This is a genomic window from Streptomyces sp. HUAS TT11, from assembly GCF_051553595.1.
GTDB lineage: Bacteria > Actinomycetota > Actinomycetes > Streptomycetales > Streptomycetaceae > Streptomyces.
Map to the genome: position 1 here is coordinate 6340165 of NZ_CP196184.1, position 22005 is coordinate 6362169.

25 protein-coding genes and 1 pseudogene are annotated in these 22005 nt (G+C 73.0%); 11 read left to right on the top strand and 15 right to left on the bottom strand.

What is annotated here, in order from left to right:
• Positions 1–88 precede the first annotated feature (88 nt).
• From ACSHXN_RS28260 to ACSHXN_RS28270, 3 genes are all read right to left on the bottom strand, one after another.
• A complete protein-coding gene (locus ACSHXN_RS28260) occupies positions 89–1060 on the bottom strand; it encodes an alpha/beta hydrolase (RefSeq protein WP_438304098.1) in 972 nt (323 codons plus the stop codon).
• 193 nt (positions 1061–1253) lie between these two features.
• Positions 1254–1451, bottom strand: coding sequence for an AraC family transcriptional regulator (locus tag ACSHXN_RS28265; protein WP_355132106.1), 198 nt, complete (start codon positions 1449–1451; stop codon positions 1254–1256).
• Positions 1448–1612 (bottom strand): hypothetical protein, encoded by a 165-nt coding sequence (locus ACSHXN_RS28270; RefSeq protein WP_355132107.1) that lies wholly within the window; start codon positions 1610–1612, stop codon positions 1448–1450. The genes ACSHXN_RS28265 and ACSHXN_RS28270 overlap by 4 nt, the downstream gene beginning before the upstream one ends.
• Positions 1613–1682: 70 nt before the next feature.
• Here ACSHXN_RS28270 and ACSHXN_RS28275 point away from each other — a divergent pair, with 70 nt between their 5' ends.
• Positions 1683–1817 (top strand): hypothetical protein, encoded by a 135-nt coding sequence (locus ACSHXN_RS28275; RefSeq protein ID WP_438304101.1) that lies wholly within the window; start codon positions 1683–1685, stop codon positions 1815–1817.
• A 329-nt stretch (positions 1818–2146) separates the two neighbouring features.
• Here the strand turns inward: ACSHXN_RS28275 and ACSHXN_RS28280 are convergent, their stop codons facing one another.
• Complete coding sequence (locus tag ACSHXN_RS28280; RefSeq protein WP_355132109.1) at positions 2147–2488, bottom strand: hypothetical protein; 342 nt, start codon at positions 2486–2488, stop codon at positions 2147–2149.
• Between the two features lie 215 nt (positions 2489–2703).
• Between ACSHXN_RS28280 and ACSHXN_RS28285 the strand changes: the two genes are divergently transcribed.
• Positions 2704–3153, top strand: coding sequence for a MarR family winged helix-turn-helix transcriptional regulator (locus ACSHXN_RS28285; RefSeq protein WP_355132110.1), 450 nt, complete (start codon positions 2704–2706; stop codon positions 3151–3153).
• Here ACSHXN_RS28285 and ACSHXN_RS28290 read toward each other — a convergent pair.
• Positions 3140–3496, bottom strand: coding sequence for a hypothetical protein (locus tag ACSHXN_RS28290; protein ID WP_438304104.1), 357 nt, complete (start codon positions 3494–3496; stop codon positions 3140–3142). The genes ACSHXN_RS28285 and ACSHXN_RS28290 overlap by 14 nt on opposite strands.
• Between ACSHXN_RS28290 and ACSHXN_RS28295 the strand changes: the two genes are divergently transcribed.
• Together ACSHXN_RS28295 and ACSHXN_RS28300 are read left to right on the top strand one after the other, a co-directional pair.
• Entirely contained in the window at positions 3495–4082 is a 588-nt protein-coding gene (locus ACSHXN_RS28295) for a hydrolase (RefSeq protein WP_355132112.1), read from the top strand. The two genes, ACSHXN_RS28290 and ACSHXN_RS28295, sit on opposite strands and share 2 nt — an antisense overlap.
• 53 nt (positions 4083–4135) lie before the next feature.
• Positions 4136–5029 carry a LysR family transcriptional regulator gene (locus tag ACSHXN_RS28300; RefSeq protein ID WP_355132113.1) on the top strand — a complete coding sequence of 298 codons (894 nt, stop codon included), beginning with the start codon at positions 4136–4138 and terminating at the stop codon, positions 5027–5029.
• 69 nt (positions 5030–5098) lie between these two features.
• On the opposite strand, the gene ACSHXN_RS28305 is transcribed toward ACSHXN_RS28300, so the two are convergent.
• Positions 5099–6010 (bottom strand): ketopantoate reductase family protein, encoded by a 912-nt coding sequence (locus tag ACSHXN_RS28305; RefSeq protein WP_356112846.1) that lies wholly within the window; start codon positions 6008–6010, stop codon positions 5099–5101.
• Positions 6011–6136: 126 nt separating this feature from the next.
• A pseudogene (locus tag ACSHXN_RS28310) lies at positions 6137–6896 on the bottom strand (MBL fold metallo-hydrolase).
• A 100-nt stretch (positions 6897–6996) separates the two neighbouring features.
• Here ACSHXN_RS28310 and ACSHXN_RS28315 point away from each other — a divergent pair.
• Positions 6997–7245 (top strand): DUF2277 domain-containing protein, encoded by a 249-nt coding sequence (locus ACSHXN_RS28315; RefSeq protein ID WP_059125893.1) that lies wholly within the window; start codon positions 6997–6999, stop codon positions 7243–7245.
• On the opposite strand, the gene ACSHXN_RS28320 is transcribed toward ACSHXN_RS28315, so the two are convergent.
• The 4 genes from ACSHXN_RS28320 to ACSHXN_RS28335 all read right to left on the bottom strand — a co-directional run bounded on the left by ACSHXN_RS28320 (position 7217) and on the right by ACSHXN_RS28335 (position 12843).
• Entirely contained in the window at positions 7217–7804 is a 588-nt protein-coding gene (locus tag ACSHXN_RS28320) for a DedA family protein (protein ID WP_383356753.1), read from the bottom strand. The genes ACSHXN_RS28315 and ACSHXN_RS28320 overlap by 29 nt on opposite strands.
• 586 nt (positions 7805–8390) lie before the next feature.
• On the bottom strand, positions 8391–10364 hold the full coding sequence (locus ACSHXN_RS28325; RefSeq protein ID WP_438304108.1) for an FAD/NAD(P)-binding protein: 1974 nt from the start codon (positions 10362–10364) through the stop codon (positions 8391–8393).
• A gap of 129 nt (positions 10365–10493) precedes the next feature.
• A complete protein-coding gene (locus ACSHXN_RS28330) occupies positions 10494–12131 on the bottom strand; it encodes a DUF7800 domain-containing protein (protein ID WP_438304110.1) in 1638 nt (545 codons plus the stop codon).
• Between the two features lie 67 nt (positions 12132–12198).
• Entirely contained in the window at positions 12199–12843 is a 645-nt protein-coding gene (locus tag ACSHXN_RS28335) for an HNH endonuclease family protein (protein ID WP_355132118.1), read from the bottom strand.
• A gap of 396 nt (positions 12844–13239) precedes the next feature.
• Here ACSHXN_RS28335 and ACSHXN_RS28340 point away from each other — a divergent pair, with 396 nt between their 5' ends.
• Both ACSHXN_RS28340 and ACSHXN_RS28345 read left to right on the top strand, forming a co-directional pair.
• Positions 13240–13821, top strand: a complete 582-nt coding sequence (locus ACSHXN_RS28340; RefSeq protein WP_059125898.1) for a TMEM165/GDT1 family protein — start codon at positions 13240–13242, stop codon at positions 13819–13821.
• A 280-nt stretch (positions 13822–14101) separates the two neighbouring features.
• Positions 14102–14767, top strand: coding sequence for an HAD-IA family hydrolase (locus tag ACSHXN_RS28345; RefSeq protein ID WP_355132120.1), 666 nt, complete (start codon positions 14102–14104; stop codon positions 14765–14767).
• A 23-nt stretch (positions 14768–14790) separates the two neighbouring features.
• Here the strand turns inward: ACSHXN_RS28345 and ACSHXN_RS28350 are convergent, their stop codons facing one another.
• Positions 14791–15882: a peptidoglycan-binding domain-containing protein gene (locus tag ACSHXN_RS28350; protein ID WP_438304114.1), complete on the bottom strand. Its 1092-nt coding sequence runs from the start codon at positions 15880–15882 to the stop codon at positions 14791–14793.
• A gap of 335 nt (positions 15883–16217) precedes the next feature.
• Here ACSHXN_RS28350 and ACSHXN_RS28355 point away from each other — a divergent pair, with 335 nt between their 5' ends.
• The gene (locus ACSHXN_RS28355) at positions 16218–18215 is read left to right on the top strand and encodes an MDR family MFS transporter (RefSeq protein ID WP_355132267.1); all 1998 of its coding nucleotides are present in this window, start codon (positions 16218–16220) and stop codon (positions 18213–18215) included.
• Here the strand turns inward: ACSHXN_RS28355 and ACSHXN_RS28360 are convergent.
• Positions 18212–18703, bottom strand: a complete 492-nt coding sequence (locus tag ACSHXN_RS28360) for a GNAT family N-acetyltransferase (RefSeq protein ID WP_355132122.1) — start codon at positions 18701–18703, stop codon at positions 18212–18214. The genes ACSHXN_RS28355 and ACSHXN_RS28360 overlap by 4 nt on opposite strands.
• Positions 18704–18904: 201 nt before the next feature.
• Here ACSHXN_RS28360 and ACSHXN_RS28365 point away from each other — a divergent pair, with 201 nt between their 5' ends.
• Complete coding sequence (locus ACSHXN_RS28365; protein ID WP_438304117.1) at positions 18905–19582, top strand: hypothetical protein; 678 nt, start codon at positions 18905–18907, stop codon at positions 19580–19582.
• 5 nt (positions 19583–19587) lie between these two features.
• A complete protein-coding gene (locus tag ACSHXN_RS28370) occupies positions 19588–20172 on the top strand; it encodes a hypothetical protein (protein ID WP_438304119.1) in 585 nt (194 codons plus the stop codon).
• A 70-nt stretch (positions 20173–20242) separates the two neighbouring features.
• Here the strand turns inward: ACSHXN_RS28370 and ACSHXN_RS28375 are convergent, their stop codons facing one another.
• Complete coding sequence (locus ACSHXN_RS28375) at positions 20243–20662, bottom strand: DUF1992 domain-containing protein (RefSeq protein ID WP_355132125.1); 420 nt, start codon at positions 20660–20662, stop codon at positions 20243–20245.
• Positions 20663–20780: 118 nt separating this feature from the next.
• On the opposite strand from ACSHXN_RS28375, the gene ACSHXN_RS28380 reads away from it, so the two are divergent.
• Entirely contained in the window at positions 20781–21176 is a 396-nt protein-coding gene (locus ACSHXN_RS28380; RefSeq protein ID WP_355132126.1) for a hypothetical protein, read from the top strand.
• A 15-nt stretch (positions 21177–21191) separates the two neighbouring features.
• Here the strand turns inward: ACSHXN_RS28380 and ACSHXN_RS28385 are convergent, their stop codons facing one another.
• Positions 21192–21866, bottom strand: a complete 675-nt coding sequence (locus ACSHXN_RS28385) for an O-methyltransferase (protein WP_355132127.1) — start codon at positions 21864–21866, stop codon at positions 21192–21194.
• Positions 21867–22005: the final 139 nt, after the last annotated feature.

Consider the following 22005-nt stretch of genomic DNA (forward strand, 5'->3'; position numbering starts at 1 on the left):
ACAGGCGGATGCGGCGATGTGGCCGGTGCGGCGGACGGCGGTGGCCGGACTCGGTGAACCGGGCTCCCGCCACCGCCGTGGAGGGAGATCAGTCGGTGTTCAGGGCCCGCCGCAGGACCGTGACCGCCTGGGTGACGGCGGCCTCGGCCGCCTGCGTCCCGCGAAGCGCGTTCAGCATCACGAAGTCGTGGATGATGCCCTGGTAGCGCACCGCGGTGACCGGGACACCGGCCTCGCGGAGCTTGTTCGCGTACGCTTCGCCCTCATCGCGCAGGACGTCGGCCTCGCCGGTGATGACAAGGGCCGGGGGCAGTCCCTCGAGCTGCTCGACGGTCGCGCGCAGCGGCGAGGCGGTGATCTCGGCGCGCTGGGCCTCGTCCGTCGTGTACTGGTCCCAGAACCACTGCATGGCGTCGCGGCGCAGGAAGTAGCCCTCGGCGAACCGGTGGTAGGAGCCGGTGTCGAAGCTCGCGTCGGTCACCGGGTAGAACAGCACCTGCTGGAGCAGCGGAAGGCCGCCGCGCTCCTTCGCCATCAGGGTGAGGGCCGCGGTCATGTTGCCGCCGACCGAGTCACCGGCCACCGCGATCCGGGTGGCGTCCAGGTCCTTGGTCGCGCCCTGCTCCACGACCCACTTCGCAACGGTCCAGTTCTGCTCGATGGCGACGGGGTAGCGCGCCTCGGGCGAGAGGTCGTACTCGGGGAAGACCACGGCGGCCTTCGCGCCGACGGCGAGTTCACGGACCAGACGGTCGTGGGTGTGGGCGTTGCCGAACACCCAGCCGGCGCCGTGGATGTAGATGACGACCGGCAGGGTGCCCGTGGCGCCGGCCGGCTTGACGATACGCGCCCGGACGGTGCCCGTGGGGCCGCCGGACACCGTGATCCACTCCTCGTCGACCACCGGCTTCTCGATCTCGCCGGACTGCACCTCGTCAACGGTCTTGCGGCCTTCGACGGGCCCAAGGTCGAACAGATAGGGCGGGTTGGCCGTGGCGGCGGCGAAGTCCGCGGCGGCCGGTTCCAGGACGGGAGCGGTCGGCGTGTTCTGCTCGGACATGCGTCTTCCCTGTTCTTCTCGGGTGACGATCCGTGCGATCGGGGTCGCCTGAGGCCTGTGGCTGAATGCCGGGCCGCCGGCCCCGGACGCCCCGGTGCCACCTGCGTGCTGACGACAACGACTCTCGCACCGGCGGCCCGACGTTGGATGTCCTGTGTGCGCAGGCATGTGGTCCGGGCGTGCACGATGCAGGTCAGGGGTGCCCGCAGGGGCGTTGACGCCACTGGACGGGTGTGCATCCGAAGGCCTCGCGAAAGCGCCGTGCGAAGTGTGAGGGGCTGGTGAAGCCGCGGGCGCGGCGGGAGCCGTGGCGCCCCGGGCCGCCCGCCGGGCATCCACCGGGGCGGTACGACGAGCACGGACCGTCCGAAGCCGCCGCGCCGACCGTCACTGCGCCGGGTCCGACGACTCGGGTACCCGGACCGGGTCGCGCCTCTTCGACCGCAGCAGCGACCTTCCCCCCAGAACGGCCGCGACCAGGGCGAGAACGAACGCACCCCCGATGACCGCGACCACCAGGCCGACGGTCATCAGGAACACCAGAGAGATCACGGAAGCCTCCTCGCGGCGAACCCGGCCCATCGGTGGCAACGGACGCGATCCGTCCGGGGCCGGTTGCGCGGTGAGCGGCGCAGTGCCCGACGGCGCTTCACCTCGGGGGACGGGCGGTAACTCGGTGGCGATCATCACCTTCGGGACGGTCACCCTGACCGGGGAGGACGCAACCACGTCGTCCTTCGAGGTCGACCTCGCCTGACGGCCGTCACCCGTAGGCGCGCGCCCCGGCCCGGCAGGCCGACTCCACGCGACCGACGTCGAGTTCCCCGGCACTTCCGCCGTGAACCGGTTCGGCTGCGCCGCCGGTGGGGGGCCAGCCCTGCGCCGTACGGACCGCTCGTCCGGGACGGCCGGCCGCTGACGCCCCGTCCATGAGGCCGTCCGGGTGGCGTACGGACCGGCACGGGCGCGGGTGTGCCGGATGTGACGGGCCACCACCGTGTCGAGCCGTCGGCGCGGCGGCATCGGCCGGCTCGCTTCATGCGAGGACCCCGGCCGTGCGTGGCCGGGGTCCCGGTGTCGGCTCGGTCAGATCTCCCGTGACGGCTCCGCGTGCGTGTGCTTCAGCCGCATCCGTGCGTCCACCGTCTTCTCGGCGGTCACGTCCGCCCAGAAGCGGTGGCAGGAGACGAAGACCGCGAGCTCCCGCTCGCGCTGCCGGAGCTTCTCCACCTCGGCCTGCTCGTCCTCGGTCCAGCCGGGGGAGGCGGGGCGCTCCACCTTGCGCCAACCGGTGTCGTCGCTGAATCCGTCCAGTGGCTCCACCGACCAGGGAAGTCGCTTGAGGAGGGCCAGGAGCTCCGCCCGGACCTGATGCAGCTCCTCCTGACCGGCGAGGAGGTCACTCGGAAAGTCATAGGTCGCAGCCACGCCGCAATGCTACGCCTGTTCGATTTTGGGATGCGAGTCGCTTCCTGCGGTTCACTCGAACGATTGAGCCAGTGCGCTGACCTGCAATTTCCCCCTCTTTGAGGGCTCCTGGGGCGCCTCGCGCCCCCTGTTCGGGTTCTCTGCCGATGTTTCTCAGGACAGGCTGTTCAGGTGGAACTGGACAGCCGTGCCTGAAGGAATTAGCGTGAGGGCCCATGGAGCAGAACATCGAGGGCGTCTCCGCGTCCGCCGCTCGTGCGGCGCGTGACCTGCGGGTCGTGTTCAGCCGACTGCGCCGGCGCATGCGGGAGGTCGCGGGGGAGGAGGGCCTCACGCCCTCCCAGGTGTCCGCGCTCACCCTGATCAGCAAGGGCGGTGCCGCCACGGCCAGCGCCCTGGCGTCCGCCGAGGGCGTCCGTCCCCAGTCGATGGCCGCCACGCTCGCCGTCCTCGAACAGCTCGGCCTGATCCGCCGCAGTCCCGACCCCGACGACGGCCGCCGCCAGCTCGTCACCCTCAGCGATGCGGGCCGTGAGCGCGTCGAGGGCGACCGGCAGGCCCGTCAGGAGTGGCTCGCCCGCACTCTTCAGGACCGTTACACGGAGGAGGAGCGCCAGACGGTCCTCGAGGCGCTCTCCTTGATGGAACGGCTCACCCGGCCGTGATACCGAAGCTCGTCCCCGCGGACGCCGGCATCCGGCGCGCCGCTCCGGCCGCCCGCAGCGTCCGCCGGCCGTCCGCCCCGATGATCCCGGATTGCGTACGGAACCCGACGTCCGCCGCCGAACTCGGCGCCCCCGCCGTCGGGTTGCCGCGGACCCACATGTACCTCGGAGCCCCGGGCACCCCCGCCGCCGACACGGCGCTCCCCGCCCGCGGCGCCGACACGGGGGGGCCGCCCGAACCGGCCCCGTCGACGGCGGCGGGACCCGTGCCGCCCGTACGGGTCGCTCCGCCGGATCGTTCGCCCTCCTCTTCCACCCCCAGCTTCCGAAAGGCCTGAGCCATGGCTCTCACCACCCTCGACCCGCGTACCGCTCTGGTCGTGATCGACCTCCAGAACGGCATCGCGGCCATGCCCGTCCAGCCCCACAGCGGCGCCGAGGTGGTGGCCCGCACCGCCGAACTCGCCGACGCCTTCCGGGCCCGGGATCTTCCGGTCGTCCTCGTCCGGGTGTCCTTCGCCGCCGACGGCTCCGACGCGGTCCCCGGCCGCACCGAGCAGCAGCGCGGCGCGCGTTCCTTCCCCGAGGGCTGGGACCTCGTCGTCGACGAACTGTCCGGCCACCCGGGCGACATCCAGGTCACCAAGCGCAACTGGGGTGCCTTCCACGGCACCGGTCTCGACGTCCAGCTGCGCCGCCGCGGCGTCACCCAGATCGTGCTGACCGGCATCGCCACCAGCATCGGTGTCGAGTCCACCGCACGGGCCGCGTACGAGCACGGCTACCACGTCACGCTCGTCACCGACGCCATGGCCGACGCCGACCCCGAGGCCCACCGCGGCAGCGTCGAGCGGATCTTCCCGCGTCTCGGCGAGACGGGCACGACGGCCGAGGTCCTGGATCTGCTGGCCAAGACCCACGCGGTCTGACCCCTTGGCGGCCGCCCGGCGGCCCGTTCCGCCGGGCGGCTACCTTGATGCCCGTGACCCTCGATGATCTGCGTGTCTTCGTCGCCGTCTGCCGGGCCGGAAGCCTCAGCGCCGCGGCCCGGGAGCTGGGGTGCACCCAGTCCGCCGTCAGTCAGCACGTACGGCGGCTGGAGCGTGAGGTGGGGGTCGGCCTCGTGGAGCGGCAGTCGCGCGGAGTCGTGCCGACACGCGCCGGACGTGTGCTCCGGCAGGCCGCCGAGGAAGGGATGTCCGGCCTCGATCTCGCGCTGCGCAGACTGGCGGAGATCGCCCGGGGCGACGGCGGTGTCGTACGGATCGCCACCGGGAGTGTCACCGTGCGGCACTTCATGGCGGCCGCGGTGGCCGAGTTCCGCGGGCTGCACCCCCGGGTCAGCCTGGAGTTCCGGACCGAGAGTTCGAGCCGCGGATGCTTCGACGCGCTCCGTGAGCCCGGGCTCGACCTCGCCTGGGTGACCCTCGGGGCGCCGGTGCGCGGCGTCGAGCAGCGGCCCGTCGTCCGCCTTCCCTGGGTGCTCGCGGTGCCGGTCGACGACGAACTCGCCGGGCGGGAGCGGGTGGAGGCGGTCGATCTGGCCGGGCTGCGGCTGATAGGGCTGCCCGAGGGGTCCACCTCCCGCGCTCAGCTCGAGGCCTCCTGTGCCGAGTTGGGGATACCGGCGGCCTCCTCCGACACGAGCGTCGCCGACTGGGACACCGCCATCCTGCTCGCCGAACTCGGCGTCGGGCACGCGGTCGTGCCCGATCTGCCCGGCTGGCGCGCCGACGAACGGCCGCGGCTCCGGTTCGTCCCGGTGCCCGAACTGCCACCCCTCACCGTCGGCTGGGCGGTCCGCCGGTGGGACACCCTGTCCCCGTCGGCCCACGCCTTCGCCGACACCGTCACCCGGCACAACACCGCGCCCTGAGGGTATTTGGGCCTCCGGGACGCCGACCGAGGCCTCCGGCCCGGGACTTCGGTCGTTCCGACCCGGCCCTCATGCGTCGAGGAAGGACCAGCGCAGCTCCCGCACGAGCCGGGTCGCCACCGGCGCCGCCACCCCGTGCCGTTCGGCGGCACGCAGCAATGCGCCGCCGATCGCGTCCAGTTCGAGTGCCCGGCCGGCTTCGGCGTCACGCTGCATCGACGACTTCATCTCCGCCGGGAGCGCGTCGTAGCGGGCCAGGGCCACCGCGGGGTCCGTGGCCGCGCCGGCCGCCCGGGCGACCGCGGTCGTCTCCTCCACCAGCGCCGCCAACTCCTCGCGATACCGGGTGCGGACCTCGCCCAGGGGCACCCCGTAACGCGTCGTCAGCAGCGCGAACGGCGCGAGGAAGACCATCTTCGCCCAGAGGGCGGCCGCCTCACCGTCCAGGACGCGCACCCGCACCCCCGCCCACTCCAAGGCCCCGGTCAGCCGGTCGAGTCGTCCCCGGGGCACGTTCTCACCGGTCAGATCGATCTCCACGAACGGGCTGTCGTGCTCGATCACGCCGGGCGCGACCCGCGTCGACTCGACGCGGATCACCGCGGGGGCCAGGCGCCCGGCCCCATAGCGCTCGCGCAGTACCGCCGGGTGTTCCACGCCGTTCAACAGCGGTACGACGAGGGCGTCCTCGGCGAGCTCGTGCGCCGGCACCCGCTCCAGCGCGGCGTCGAGCGCGGTGTGTTTCACCGTGACGAACACGATGTCGGCGGGCTCCCGCAGCCGCGTGTCCGCCGCCACCCGCGCGGTGAACGGCCCGTAGCGGCCGCTGCTGACGCGGATGCCGTGCTCGCGCAGTGCCTGTACGGTCTTGTCGCCCGCCAGGCAGGTCACCCGATGGCCGGTGCGAGCCAGCAGTGCGGCCAGCAGCCCCCCGACACCGCCGGGGCCCAGGACCGCCACGCTGAGGTCGTCGTTCGCCATGTTCCGTCCCCGCTCCTCGCCGTGTGCCCCCGCGGCCGGGGCCCCTCGGCGAGGATCACAAGGGCCTGGAATCCAGTCAATCCTCGGGGGAACTTGCCGATCTCCAAGGAAATGCTTGGGTATCGCTCACAGCCGCACCGAGGAGCCCGGTACCAGCAGGTGCAGTCGGTCCGACAGATCCGCGTCCGCGGACGCCTCGGTGAGTGCGGCGCCGTCCTCGCCGAAGTGGGCCCAGTGCTCGAAGTGCAGCGGAACCACCTGCCGGGCCCCGAGGATCCGGGTTGCCTCCACGGCCACCTCGCTGGTCAGTGTGAGCGGCGCGTCCGGAACGAGCGGGGTGCGGGCGGCACCGGCGAACGGGACGGCCACGTCGAACGGTCCGAGGCGGTCGGCGATGTGGCGGACGACGTCGAGGGAGGCGTTGTCCCCGCTGACGTACACCGTGGGCAGGCCCCCGCCGGACGGAACGAAGCCGGTGACCTCGCCGACGACGGGCTCGCTGCCCTCGGCCCCGTGCAGCGCGGGCCCGGCGGTGACACGCGGCACCCAGCCACGGGGGCGGGGGAGTTCCAGGTGCTCCCAGGAGGACAGGGCCCGCACCGGCGCACCGGCGCGGTCGTACGCCGACGCGGTGGACGGCGCCAGGGGCGCCTCGGCCGGATGACGCCGACCTGCGGAGCCGGATTGTCCGGGTGCTGGTCGTGCGGGAGGAGGACGGCGTCGACCGGGCCGATCTCCACGGCCCGGACTGCGGGACCGACCGTCTCGACCAGGCTGCGCAAGCCGAGGGGGTACTCGCCGGTGCGTCGAAGGTGGGATCGGTGAGCAGGCGTGGACCGCCCGGTTCGATGACGGCGGTGGGACCGCCCACATGGAGGATGCCCACAGTGGTCACACGCCGTACGATCGGGCGGCCGACGAGGATGTTCCCACCGATGTGCCCGGGAGGGCGGGACCGTGCCGCGCGATGGGGTCACACTGGACCCATGTGCCGCAGCATCAAGACGCTCCGCCCGCCCGCCATCCCCGAGGACGCCACGGAGGAGGAGATCCGCGCCGCAGCCCTCCAGTTCGTGCGCAAGATCTCCGGGTTCCGCGCCCCGGCCGCCCACAACCGTGAGGTCTTCGACCACGCGGTGGACGTGATCGCCGCGGCCACCGCGGAACTGCTCGCCGGCCTGGAGGTGCGGGGCCGGTCCCGGGAGGCTACTTCCGAGGTGCCGGGCGGCGCATGAGGCAGGCCGCGCCCGCGCCCGCGGCGAACAGGGCCGCCACCGAGACGGCCGTCGCCAGCCAGGTCGCGCCCAGCCACTGGCCGCCGAAGTAGCCGAGAGCCACGCTGTAGGCGGCCCATGCGACACCGGCGAGCGCCGACCAGGGCACGAAGTCACGGGCGCGGCGATGGGCCGCGCCCGCGCCGAGCGAGACGACCGAGCGGCCGGCGGGTGCGAACCGGGCGAGGATCACCAGCGCGCCGCCGCCCCGGGCGAGCGCCGTTCCGAGGCGTTCCTGGGCGCGGGTCAGCCGCCGCGAGCGGGCGATGGCACGGTCCAGGCGGGCGCCGCCGCGCCAGGCCAGACGGTAGGCCACCAGGTCGCCGAGGACCGAGGCCGTCGCAGCGCACAGGACGAGACCGAGAATGTCGGGTGTGTGTCCTACGGCCGATCCGGCCGCCGCGGCGGTCGCCGCGGCGATGACCAGGACACCGCTCGGCAGCAGGGGTACGAAGACGTCCAGCAGGACCGACGCGGCCACCGCCGGATAGATCCAGGGGCTGTCGGCCAACGACCCCATACTCTCCCACACCCGAACTCCCCGTATGACTCCCCAGAGGCAACTGCGTGCCGCAGTCTCGCTGGGGAGCGGCAGGAAGCGGCCTTCGACAGCCGTACAGCGTACGCCTGGCTGTGGCGGCCGAGGCACCGGGGGCTGGTGAGCCTGCCGGGTCCGTCCGAGGCGGTCGGGGCGGGACTCGCGTCCGGGGACGACCAGGCGGGAGGAGCGCGCGGAGCGACGGCGGTCCGGCCGGACGGGCGCAGTACGCCCATTCCGGCGCGCCGGACCGGGCATGACCGCCTCGGCCATGGCGCGAAGGAGCGGTCCTCGCCGTTCACGCGCCGCACCGCATCGTCCGGCGTCCCGCCCGCGCCGAACCGCACCTGCCGACCGGCCTTCGCTCTCCGGAGCCCTGGGCGTTCGGCCCTGCCCGATTTCCGGGGACGCGGCACGGCGAGCGCCGGGCGGTACCGGCCACCGACGACGAACCGACTGCCGTGGCGAGCCGGGCCCCGAGCCGGAGCGGTTCGGCGCGTTGCCGCCCCGGTGCACGCGGCGCCGTCGGGCGGGGCGAGCGGCGCGGTGGTGAGGGGCAGCCGAGCGACTAGTCGATGCGTGCGAGTGCGCCGTGCGGCCGTGCCGCCGGAGCGGCTCGCGGACCCGACCTCGGTGCCGTCGCGCGCAGGACCGCGCGCGCCACCGCGTCGGCATCGGACAAGGTGACCGAATCCACTCCCGGGCGGGCGCCCGCCGCGGTCACCCAGTGCACGCCCTCGGTCGGCACCCCGAAGGCGAACCGCCGTGGGTGCGCCACGCCCTGACGGTCGATCAGGTGATAGGGGCGCGGTGTCACGTCCACGCCCCCGGTTTCGTACCCGTCGACCGTGTGCGGACGGCATCCCCCCGCGCGGAAGAGCCCACCGAGGAGTTCGTCGGCGGTGTGCCGCAGATCGGGCTCGGGCAGCCGCGCCTCGACGAGTGTGCGGACGCATACGGTCGAACCCGGGACCGAGGCGGAGCGGGCGACCCATGTGCCGGGCTCGGCCCGCACCTCCAGGCCCGGTCCCAGCACGTCCAGCACGCCCGCTTCCATCAGCGCCGCCATCTCCTCGATGCGCCGCCGGGGCGGCCCGATGGACAGGAACGCGTTGAGCGGGGTGTACCAGCCGTCCAGATCGTCCCGGCGGGAGCCGCCGGACAGACCGGCGTGGTCGACGATCAGCCGCAGTTCGTTGCGCAGGTCGCGCAGCACGTCCAGGGCGGCCTTGAGCGGACCCTCGACATTGCCGAGCGCGGCCTGGGCCGCGTCCTCACGGAGGTGGCCGAGCAGCCAGCCGCGCCAGGCGGCGGGGGAGCCGAAGGTCCGTCCCGTGTACGGGCGCGAGACACGGTCCCAGCACCAGCGGTCGGCACGCGGTACGCCGAACTCTTCGAGGACACGGCTCTCCTCGGGCCCGGCGGGTTCGGTGGCGAGGAAACGGTCCCGGAAACCGGCGTGTTCGGCCTGCACACGGCCCAACAGCGCCTCGTAGTAGACCGTCTCCACCTCTTTCGCCACCAACGGCCATATCTCCGCCCGGAAATCCGGTGCCTCCCCGGAGTCCGCGCGCTTGCGGAACCCGGCTATCACCTCGTCGGTCAGCAGCAGCGGGGCATGGCGGCCGTGGGGTCCCTTCGCGTTGTCGCCGCGCGCCTGGTACGGGACACCTCGGCGGGAGCCCGCGTACAGGCGCGGCTCACGGCCCGAGGGCCGGTAGCGCAGCCCTTGGGGAGTACGGACGAAGCGGCCGCCGCGGCCCGTCGTCAGCAGGGCCGCGTGGTCGAAGAAGTTGAGGCCCAGGCCGCGCAGCAGAACCGGTTCGCCGGGTGCGAGCGGGGAGAGGTCGACGTCCGCCGGGTTGGCGGGAGGAATGTGGCGCAGACCGTAGCGGGCCGCGTGCGCGGCGAGCCGGCGCCGGTCGGGGCCGTCGATCGAGGGGAGGTGGCCCTGGGCGAGGACCACGGCGGACAGACCGGCGAGGGTGCGGCCGTCGGACAGGGCGAGGACCTGGCGGCCGTCGGGCGACTCGGTGAGGCGTGTGGCGCGGGCCGTGTGCACCTCGACCCGGAGCACGTCCGGCGCGCCGTCCACCACCCGGGCGAACACCCACTCCAGGTAACGGCCGTACTGGGCGCGGGTCGGGTAGTCGTCCGGCCCCAACCCGCCCTTGGCCGGCCCCGTTTCGCCGCCGTCCGGCCATCCGCGCCCGTCCGTGTCGGCCACGCCGTCGCGTGCCCACTCGTACAGGCTCGGCCCGGGCCGGATCGGCCCCGCGCACTCCACGCTCTCGTCGGTGAACAACGTCACCTGGCAGGCCACCGTGTTCATCAGGAGCTCCGGGGACTGCGCGGTGCGCCAGACCCGGCCCGGCCCCGGGGGCGCGGGGTCGACGACGTGCACGGTCAGCCGCGTGCCGGGCGGAAGGAGTTCCGGGGCGGAGGCGCAGAGGCGTTCCAGAATGCTCGTGCCCCGTGGCCCCGCGCCGACGACGGCGACGGAGACGGAGACGGGCACGGATTCCACGGTCGCGGCAGACAAAACGGGTGACTCCCGGGCGTGTGGGGGGCGCAGGGCGACAGATCCGCCCGCGTGAGGCGGACGGTCCGCCTCATCATGCCTGCGTGGGCCGCGGAAGCCAACGCGCGTCCCACACGCCCCGGATGTCCCTCATGAGGCGGTCAAGGACGACTCCTCCACGGTCGTGAGCCGCGCCTTTCCGGTCCCGTCCGGGCGCGCCCGGTCGACCCGCAGGGAGGCGGAACGGCCCCGCAGCGTCAGCGTCATGAGCTGGTTGCCGAACCACGGGCCGCCCGCGCGGCGCCAGTCGAGAGCGGTGCGCGCTCCCCGCCTGTGCCGGGCGACCCGGCGGCCCAGGGCGCGCCCCAGGCTGCTCCAGCCGAAGCGGAAGCCGAGCTTCATGGACAGCGGGACGGAGTTGTGCACGGGGGAGCAGGTCAGTTGGAGGACCCGGGCGTCGGGTCCCGCGCCCGGCCACTGCGGTTCCGCCACGTACGCGTGATGCACGTCGCCGGACAGCACGTACACACTCGCCGGCGCGCCCTGCCCGGTGCCCGCCTCGGAGACGAGGGCGGCCAGTGCGTCGAACGACTCCGGGAACGCCGCCCAGTGCTCCAGGTCGGCGGTCCGGCGCAGCCGTTCGCCGAAGCGGGCCCAGCGGGCACCGCGCTCACCGCGGCACAGAGCGGCGCTCCATGCCTCGGCGTCGTGCACGAGGTGCGGGAGCAGCCAGGGCAGCGAGGTGCCGATCAGGAGGTGGTCGCAGGTGCCCCGGGTGCCGAGCACCCGCTCGCGCAGCCAGTCGGCCTCCGCGGGGTCCAGCATCGCCCGGCCGCCCTCGTCGAGGACGCGGGCCGCCCGGGTGTCCACCATCACCACGCGTATTCGGCCGAAGTCGCGGTGGTAGCTCCAGCGGACCGTGTCGGGACGGGCGTCGGCCTGGGCGGTGTACGCGCGCAGGACGTCCGTGCCGTCGGGGGTCTCGCGGACGGCCGCGTAGACCGGGTCGGCGGCCAGTTCCGCCGGGGACAGATTGCCGAGGTGCTGGTGGACCCAGTACGCCATCAGGCCGCTCAGCAGCCGTTCGCGCCACCAGGCGGTGGCGCGCATGTCGGCCACCCAGGACGCGCTGGTGTTCCAGTCGTCGATGATGTCGTGGTCGTCGAAGATCATGCAGCTGGGCACGGTCGACAGCAGCCAGCGGATCTCCGGGTCCAGCCAGGACTCGTGGTAGAGCCAGGTGTACTCCTCGTAGTCCGCCACCTGGACGCCCGGGGGGTCGGTGAGGCCGCGACGCGAGTCGATCCGGGCACGGACCGCGGGGGACGTCTCGTCCGCGTACACCTGGTCGCCCAACAGCAGCAGCACATCGGGCCGTTCGGCGTCCGGGTCGGCGGCGAGCCGCGCCGCCATCGTGTCGAGGGCGTCGGGGCCCACCGGGTCCCGACGGCCCCGGGGAGGTGCGGCCAGTCTGCAGGAGCCGAAGGTGACACGGACGACCTCGGGGTCGGACGTGCGGATGGTGGAGGGCGGGTAGGGCGACTCGGGCTGCGGCCACACGGGTGTGTCGTCCAGCAGCACCTCGTAGGTCTCCGTCGTGCCCGGCGTCAGCCCGGTGACCGGCACGATCGCGTAGTGGTGCCCGGCGATCTGGAAGGTGCGGGCCCTCCCGCCGGCGCCCGACGGGCAGCGCACCTGCGCGGTGCACGGACGGCTCGCCTCGACCCAGACGGTCGCCGACGAGTCGTCCACGTACCTCAGCAGCGGTCCCAGACACAGTCTCACCACGGTGATCCCCTCCTCCGTCGCCCCGTACGGTACGGAACGACGGAGGGGGGCCGGGAGGGGCCCTGCGTCAGCAGCCCGACAGGTAGCTCTGGAGCGCGCTCTTCTCGGCGGAGTCGACCGAGAGGTTGTAGTAGTACTTCACCTGCACCCAGGCGCGGACGTACGTGCAGCGGTACGCCGTGCGGGACGGCATCCAGGTGGCCGGGTCCTGGTCGCCCTTGGCCTGGTTGACGTTGTCGGTGACGGCGAGCAGTTGCGGACGGGTGACGTCGTTGGCGAAGGCCTGGCGCTGGGCGGTCGTCCACTTGCTCGCGCCGGAGTCCCACGCCTCGGCGAGCGGGACCAGGTGGTCGATGTCGACGTCGGAGGCGGCGCTCCAGGTGGCGCCGTCGTACGGGGAGTACCAGCTGCCGCTGGTGGCGACGCAGGCGGAGTCGGTGACGACGTTCGAGCCGTCCCGCTTGAGGATGTACTCGCGGGTGTTGCAGGTACCGCTGATCGTGATCCACGTCGGGAACAGGTCGCGGTTGTAGCCGGTGCGGTTCTCGGTCGCCACGGTGAGGGAGGAGAGGTAGCTGCGGGCGGTGGTGGCGCTGACGGGTGTGGGGAGGGCTGCGGAGGCGGTCGGACCGTTGAAGAGTCCGACGGAGGCTATGAGTCCGGTGAGGGCCGCGACTATGCTGAGGTGTCGACGCGCGTAGACCTTACGCATGCGAACTCCCTTGTGGGGTAGGGGCGTTGAGGTGCGGGCGAAGGAATGCTCGTGGGGGGTCGTTGCGGGCAGGCGTGCGTTGGGTGAGAAGCTAGTGACGCGTACATGACATATCAAGGTGTGTGACATGACTTACGGCCCGGGGAAGGATCCCTCGAGGTCGCGTACGATGGACGGCGCAGAAGGGGAGTAGCTCTTCGCCGGACCGTCGACATACTGCTCAGCCCGCCTGAGCCGGCGCCCGGAGGCGGATCCCGTCGTGGGATCGGCCAGCGAGACCTTCGGCATGCAGTGCACGTCCGTGCCCTACGGCATGGGTGATCCGTGTGCTGCCGTGCCGAGGTGTCCAGCAGTCACAGCACTCTCGGTGGGGCAGCCCCGACCGATTGAGGAATCTTGATCAGCATCACCGTCCTGGCGCTCGTCTTCGGCGTCGTCTTCCTGGCCGAACTGCCGGACAAGACGGCCCTCGCCGGGCTCGTCCTCGGCACCCGGTACCGCGCCTCGTACGTGTTCGCCGGAGTCGCCGCCGCCTTCCTGCTGCACGTCGTGCTGGCCGTTGCGGCGGGCAGCCTGCTGACCCTGCTGCCGCAGCAGATCGTGCACGGGATCACCGGTCTGCTCTTCCTCGGTGGCGCCGCCGTGCTGCTGCTGAAGAAGGACGACGGCGACGAGGAGATCCGCCGGCCCGAGAACCAGAGCTTCTGGAAGGTGTCGACGGCGGGCTTCATGCTCATCCTGATCGCCGAGTTCGGTGATCTCACCCAGATCATGACGGCGAACCTCGCCGCCCGCTACGACGACCCGCTCTCGGTGGGCCTCGGTGCGGTCCTCGCCCTGTGGGCGGTCGCGGGCCTCGGTATCGTCGGCGGCAAGGCGCTGATGAAGAGGGTGCCGCTGAAACTGATCACGAAGATCGCGGCGCTGCTGATGCTGGTCCTCGGGGCCTGGAGCCTGTACGAGGTCGTGGCCGCCTGACGGCCGCGGTGCGGGGCGCGGGTGGGGACCGTGGCCGCCGGGGTCCGCGCGTCCGGGGCGTGCGGCCGTCCGGTGCCCTTCCGGTGTCCGCCGGGTGGCCGGTTGATGTCCGTGCGGATCGTGGCACCTTCGATGCAGGTCGGGCGCGGTGGCGGGGCCGGGAGTCGTTTTGTATCGTGGAGGAACAAAGTGGCTCCCGTCCGCTTCCCCTGACCGGCGGGCGGGGCCGCCTTGTCCCCGGAGGTCGCCAGCCGGCCCCTTCCCCCCGCGCACTGGAGACATGCCGATGACGGCCACGACCGTTCTCACCGCCCGCGCCCTGCTCCTCGACATGGACGGCACCCTCGTCAACTCCGACGCCGTCGTGGAGCGGTGCTGGCGGCGCTGGGCCGATCGGCACGGGCTCGACGGCGACGAGGTGCTGAAGGTCGTGCACGGGCGCCAGGGCCACGCCTCGATGGCCGTTCTGCTGCCGGACCGCCCCATGGAGCAGAACCTCGCCGACAACGCCCGCATGCTCGCCGAGGAGACCGCCGACCTGGACGGTGTGGTCGAGGTTCCGGGCGCCGCCGCGTTCCTCGCCTCCCTCGACGGACTCCCGCACGCCCTGGTGACGTCCGCGGACGTGGCGCTGTCCACCGGGCGCATGGGTGCCGCGGGCCTGAAGCTGCCCGACGTGCGGATCACCGCCGAGTGCGTGGGCGCGAGCAAGCCCGACCCCGAGGGTTTCCTGAAGGGTGCCGCCGAACTGGGGGTCGCCCCCGAGGACTGCCTCGTCTTCGAGGACTCCGGCGCGGGCATCGCCGCGGGACGGGCCGCCGGGATGCGGGTCGTCGGCGTCGGCCCGCGGGCCGGAGCCCACGGACCCGATGTGCTGGTCCGGGACCTCACGCAGGTGCGTGTCGAGGCGACGACGGACGGCCGGATCCGGCTGCACATCGGCTGACCGGGGGTTCCCGGCCGGACGCGTCAGGGCTGGGACGTCTCCGACTCCAGCTTCGCCCTCGTGGCCGGCCCGTACACGCCGTGCTCGTCCTGCATGATGCCGCGCATGAACTGGTACGTGCGCACGGCGTTCTCCACCTGGTTGCCGTACCGGCCGTTCGCCGGACCGAAGTACAGGTTGACCTGGCGCAGCCGGAGCTGCAGCTCGGTGACGCCCGGGCCCCTGTCGCCGTGCCGCAGGGACTCCTGCGAAGGATCGTTGTCCCCGTCGTCGCCGGACGTCGGCGACGGAGAGTCGGTGGCCGACTCGGTCGTCGCCGACCGGCTCGGAGCGGTGGAGGCGGTCGCGCTCGGCGTCGTGCTGGGCGAGGCCGGGGGCGAAGTGCTGGTGGACGGCGAGGGGGACAGGCTCGCCGGGGCGACGGGCGCGGACGCCGTGGACGCCGACGCGGACGCGGCGTCCGGTACGGCCTGCTCCGGCACGCTCGCCCGTACGTCCTCGGGCAGCGCGCCGTTCCGCTCCGGCGAGTCGTAGGAGAAGAGCCCACTGGCCAGCCCGGCGGCCGCCACGACCGTCGCGACGGCCGCGCCGGCCGCCAGCACCACCGTGCGCCGCCGGCGCCTGCGGTGGGTCGGCGCGGCGTCCGGCGGGGCTGCGGCGGGACGTCCCTCGGCCCGGTCGGCCCCGGCGGGCAGGGTGCCGAGCTGCATGGTCTCGTCCGGCCGGCCGGCCCCGTCGGCCCGGGAACCGTCCTGCGTCAGGGCCGTGAGCTGCATGGTCTCGTCCGGTGCGCCGGACGTGGCGGGCATCGCGGAGGTGTCGGGAAGGGCGGTGTCCGGTCGCTGCGCACCCTCCGGTGCCGCGCCGGCCCCCTGCGGCACGGCCACGAGCTGCACGGTCTCGTCGACGGCCGCCTGCGCCGCGCTCGTGGTGACCCCCAGGTCCACATACGGCCGGATCCGCAGCGGATCGAAGTCCTCCGCCGCAGCCGCCTCCGCGGTACGGGCGTCCCGGATCGCCTCGGACGCCCGTCGGGTGCACCCGCACGACGGCGTGCCGTCCGGCCGCCTCGGTGCCTCGCACTCCGGGCAGGCCTGTCCGTTCGTTCCGTTCACGCGTGAGTCCCCTCCCGACGAATTCCAGAAATTATGCAGATCTCCCTCACACAATCTCCCAGGAGCCCCCGGAATCCCTGCTTCCCCCGGGCACTCAACAGGCCATAACGGGGCACACCAACCAGGATGGGGATGCACGATGGACGGGAACCCCGGGCCTGCGCGGGCCCCGCGCCCGGGCCCCGGGTCCACGGAGGTCGTACGACGTCACGTCCCCGGGAGGCCTCATGACCGACGACACTCAGGGCAGGGCGGGAGAGGCTGCACGGACGGAGTCGGACTTCGGCATCGGCGGCGGACCGCTCTCCACGCGGCGCCGGGCCGTCGACGAGGGCATGGGCGGGAGCGTCCTCGTCTCCATCGGAGCGCTGCTGCTGGGTATGCTGCTCGCGGCGCTCGACCAGACGATCGTGTCGACCGCGCTGCCCACCATCGTCAGCGACCTCGGCGGTCTGGAGCACCTGTCCTGGGTGGTCACGGCGTATCTGCTGGCCTCGACCGCGGCGACGCCGCTGTGGGGCAAACTCGGCGACCAGTACGGGCGCAAGAAACTGTTCCAGGCCGCGATCGTGATCTTCCTCATCGGGTCGGCGCTGTGCGGCATGTCCCGGAACATGCTCGAGCTCATCGCCTTCCGCGCGGTCCAGGGCCTGGGCGGCGGCGGGCTGATCGTGCTGTCCATGGCGATCGTCGGCGACATAGTCCCGCCCCGCGAGCGGGGCCGCTACCAGGGACTCTTCGGTGCCGTCTTCGGCGCCACCAGCGTGCTCGGGCCGCTCCTCGGCGGCCTGTTCACCCAGCATCTGAGCTGGCGCTGGGTGTTCTACGTCAACCTGCCCCTGGGCATCGTCGCCCTCGCCGTGATCGCGGCGGTCCTGCACATCCCGAGGAAGGCCGAACGGCACGTCATCGACTACCTCGGCACCGTCCTCGTCGCCGCCGTCGCGACCTGCCTGGTCCTGGTGGCCTCGCTCGGCGGCACCACCTGGGGCTGGGGCTCGGCTCAGACCGTCGGCCTGGCGGTCCTCGGTGTCGTCCTGCTGGCGGCCTTCGTCCTCGTCGAACGCCGGGCGGCCGAACCCGTCCTGCCGCTCAAGCTCTTCCGCGTCCGCACCTTCACGCTCTCGGCGGTCATCAGCTTCATCGTCGGCTTCGCGATGTTCGGCGCGATGACGTACCTGCCGACGTTCCTGCAGATCGTCCACGGCATCACACCGACCCTGTCCGGTGTGCACATGCTGCCGATGGTGGCGGGCATGCTGCTGTCGTCCACCGGCTCCGGCCAGATCGTCAGCCGCACCGGCCGGTGGAAGGTGTTCCCGCTCGCGGGCACCGGCATCACCACGATCGGGCTGCTCCTGCTCCACCAGCTCGACGAGCACAGCAGCACCGCGGAGATGAGCGTCTACTTCTTCGTCTTCGGCCTGGGCCTCGGCCTGGTCATGCAGGTCCTGGTGCTCATCGTGCAGAACGCCGTCCCCTACGAGGACCTCGGTGTCGCCACCTCGGGCGCCACCTTCTTCCGCTCCATCGGCGCCTCGTTCGGTGTGGCCATCTTCGGCACGATCTTCGCGAGCCGTCTCGGCGGCGGCCTCGCCGAGGCGCTCGCGGGGCGTCCGCTGCCGAGCGGTGTCAGCGCGGACGCACTGAAGTCCGATCCGCGCGGTATCACGACCCTGCCCTCCGCGGTACGGCCCGCGGTCCTGCACGCGTTCGCCGGCTCGATCACCGACGTCTTCCTGTACGCCGCGCCGGTCGCCCTCCTCGGGTTCGTCCTCGCATGGTTCCTGCGCGAGGACAGGCTGCGCGGGTCGGTGACGGCGCCGGACGGTACGGAGACGCTGGCCAGCAACCCGGTCGAGCGCTCCTCGTACGACGAGGTGTGCCGGGCGCTGTCCCTGCTCGGCTCCCGCGAGGGGCGGCGGAGCGTCTACGACAAGATCACCCGGCGGGCCGGGTACGACCTGCTGCCCGGGGCGAGCTGGCTGCTGCTGCGGATCAAGAAGTACGGCTGGGCCGAGCCGGGGGTGCTCGCCGAACGCAGCACCGTGCCGCTCACCGTCATCCTCGCCTCCGCGCGGCAGCTGGAGGAGCGGCGCCTGGCCCGGCGCGAGGGGCTCGACCTCATGCTGACCGAGGAGGGCCGTGAGGTCGCCGAGCGACTGGCCCGGGCACGCGAGGAGTCGCTGGCCGAACTGCTCGGCGACTGGTGGGGCCCGGACCGCCCGACGGACCTGGTCAGGCTGGTCCGGGAACTGAACGCGGAGCTGTGCGGCTGCGACGCGGAACGCCCGGACGAACGGTCGCCCACGCGGCGGCCCGGCACGCTCTAGGACAGCTGCTTGGCGAACCAGTGCTCCGCGTAGGCCTGGTCGTTGTGCGGCGGGGTCTCCAGGTATCCGAGCCGGGTGTACAGGGCGCGGGCCTCCACCAGGTCGTGGCGGGTGTCGAGGACGATGCGCCGCGCGCCGAGTGTGCGGGCGGCTTCCTCGGCGGCGGCCACGAGGAGCGGGGCGCCGCCCCGGCCGCGCATCCCCCGGTGGACGAAGACCCGCTTGAGCTCGGCGGTGGCGCCGTCCAGCAGCCGTACGCCCGCCGTCCCCGCCGGTTCGCCCTCGTACCTGGCGACCAGGAGCGTCCCGCTCGGGGGAGCCAGATAGCCGCCGGAGTCGGCGGCGATCTCGCGCTCGAGCTCGTCCGGGTCGGTCGAGCGCTCCTCGTGCAGCTGGTACCAGCGATCGCTGACCTCGGTGTAGTACGCCCGCCACAACGCGGCGGCGGCGGGCGAGTCGGGGCGCTCGGGGGTGATGGTCCAGGTCATGCCCGCCATTGTGGGGAGCGACCGGGCGAGGGCCGCAACCGAATATGCGCTGCGCGGTCCCCTCGGTGGCCAGGACAGGCGACACCGCCGCACGGCCCGGCGAGCAGCGGGAATGCGGTCGTTCGCCGGTCGTTTGGGGGCGGCCGTCCGGGCAACCCGGGCGAAAGACGGCCCGCTGGGCCGACAGACCGGAAGGCATCCATGTCCACAGGCGTGATCATCGTTCTGATCGTGATCGTGATAGCGGCGGCCGTCCTCGCGGGCGCCGCCGCCCTGTCCCCACGTGCCCGGGGCGCCCTCGGTGGGGGAGGTCTGCAACACCGCTTCGGGTCGGAGTACGAGCGGACCGTCGCGCGGCACGACGGCGACACGAAGGCCGCCGAGCGTGAACTCACGGAGCGGCTGAAGCGCTACGGCTCGCTGCACGACCGGCCCCTGGAGCCGTCCGAGCGCGAGCGCTACACCGCGCTCTGGACGGCCGTTCAGGAACGTTTCGTCGACTCGCCCGGGGAGGCGGTGGCCGCGGCGGACCGGCTGCTCGCCGAGGTGGCCGGCGCCCGGGGCTACCCCGACGGCGACCGTCGCGAGGAGCAGCTCGACGCGTTGTCCGTGCACCACGCCCCGCATGTCCAGGGCTACCGCAGGCTGCACAGCGCCGCTCTGGCCCCCGGCACCGGCTCCCGGGACGGTGCCGGCACGGAGGAGCTGCGCGAGACGCTGCTGGAGGCGCGTGCCCTCTTCGAGGACCTCACGGCGCCGGCGCGGCGGCAGCCGTCCCGCGCCCCGGCGAAGAAGGCGCCTGCGCAGGCCTCGGACCGCACCGAGGGACGGTCCCACCACCCGTGGAGGTTCCACCGGCAGCACGCGAAGGGGAGTTGAGGGCGATGACCGAGGTGACACCGAGCGAGGGCGCCGTCCGCCGGGAGGGGGCCGGGACGCGGCAGGAGCAGGCCGTCCGCCGGGAGGGGGCCGGGACGGGGCGGGAACACGACGCCCGCCTGGAGGGGGCCGGGGCGCGAGGGGACCAGGTCGCCCGCCGGGAGGGGCTCGAGACGCGACGGGAGGCCGGTCGTACGGAGAGGCCCGGCCCACGGTCCGGTGCGGGCGGGCGCGGGGAGGCGGCCGTGGCACCGCGACCCGAAGCGCGCGGGGCCGGGGAACCGGGGACGCGCGGTGACCGGCGTGATGCCCCGCTGCTGCCCCCGCACGAGAGCGACGAGCTGGGGATGCGCCTGCAGCACGCGGTCGGCGGGTTCGTCGACAACCCCAGGGAGGCCGTCGAGGAGGCCGACCATGTGATGGAGGAGGCCGCCGCACGGCTCGCGGAGGCCCTGGCCTCGCGGCGGCGGACCCTGAAGGCCTCCTGGCAGGACACCGGCGACGGCCCGCACGCCACCGCCGACACGGAACAGCTGCGGCTGGCCCTGCGCGACTACCGGGCCACCGCCGAGCGGCTGCTGCGCATGTGAGCCGTGCGACACACGGTGGGGCCGCGACCCGGACCATGGCCCCGGGACGCGGCCCCACCCGGGGTCGCGCTCAGTCCGCGCGCGGATGTCCGGCCCGGCGCTCGCACCAGTCCCGGACGATCTCCTCGACGTCGTACGGCTTGAGGCCCAGCGGCGGTCCCGGCGGCGGCTTGAACATCATGTCGCGGATCTTCACGTTCAGATCCTCGACCAGTCGGCGCACCACCCGCTCGGACGGCGCCGCCGCGGCCGCCGCCAGCGTGTCCTCCGCCTCCTTGCGCAGGGCCAGCGTCGGCGGCAGGACCGCGAGCCCCTCGCGGGCCAACTTGCGCTTGATCCACCACAGTTCGTCGTACACGGCCTCGGTGACGGCGGGTGCCGGTTCGCCCACCCCGGGGAGGTTCGCGAACTCTCCGCGCCCCTCGGCGTCGCGAATCTGTTTGTCGACGAAGGACTCGAAGCCGACGCCGGGTGGCTTGCGCTCGGTCATGGGTTCATTGTGCCGGACGTCACCCTGAGGGTCGATCGGGCGAATTATCATTCCGCAGCGGTAGGCCAACCGGGCTCGCCCGCAGAACACTTGACCGCCGCACTCAGGAGGAGCGCACGTGCTCGAACTCACCATGGCCTCGGTCTCCAGGGCGGACGTCGGGGCGACGGCCGGAATGCTGATGGCCGACGCGCCCAGCGATCCGGGCACCGTGCTGCGGGTGGGCCGCGACAAGTCCGTGTGCCGGCTGGCGACCCCGGACGACTGGCTGTTCGTGTCGCGGGTGCACCTGGAGTTCCTGTGCGGACCCGATGGCGTGTGGCAGGTCACCTGGCTGCGCGGCTCGAACACCGATCCCTCCTCCGAGGTGGTGCTGACCCTGCCCGGGCTCCCGGTGCAGGCCCTGCCCTACGGCGGCACGGCCAGGCTCCCGCACGGCGGCTCGGGAGAGCTGGTCATCCAGGACCGCACCGCCCCCCGCAGCGTCAACGTGGGCTTCTACCACGAGGTCTGAGCTGCGGGCACGGCGTCAGCCCGTCACCCGTGCGAGCGCGAATCCGTCGTGCCCCTTGCTGCCCACCGTCTGTACCGCGGTCCCGCTCAGCCCGGGGTGCGAGGCCATCAGCTCCAGCGCGGCCCTGGTGCCCAGCACGCCGGGGTCCTCGCTGTCCGTCTCGGTGACGCGCCCGCCGCGCACCACGTTGTCGAGGACGATCAGGCTGCCGGGGCGGGTCAGCTCGAGGGCCCACTTCACGTAGTGCGCGTTGTTGACCTTGTCCGCGTCGATGAACACCAGGTCGAACGGCTGGGGGTGCTCCTCGGCCAGCTTCGGCAGCGACTCCAGCGCCGGGCCGACGCGCACCTCGGCGATCGAGTCCAGACCGGCCCGGGCGAGATTGCGGCGGGCGACCTCCGCGTGGGTGGCGTCGTACTCCAGGGTGACGAGCCTGCCGTCCGCGGGCAGGGCGCGACCCAGCCAGATGGTGCTGTAGCCGCCGAGCGTCCCGATCTCCAGGACGCGGCGCGCTCCCTGGATCAGGGCCAGGAGCTGAAGCAGCTTGCCCTGGTTCGGCGCGACGTTGATGGGTGGGAGTCCGGCCGCCTCGCTGTCCCGGAGGGCCGCTGCGAGCACGTCGTCGGAGGGGGAGAGGAGGGTGGTGAAGTACGCGTCGACGTCGTCCCAGAGCTCTTGCGCTGTGGTCATGCACCAAGCCTTTCCTGTGCCTAGTTAGGTCAGCTAACTAGTTTCGCTAAGGAATATAGCCGGAGCGGAGGGCCGTGTCAGCGTATATGCGGTCGTGAGGCGCGATATCAGCCGTTCGAGGGAGCCGGTCCCGGATCGA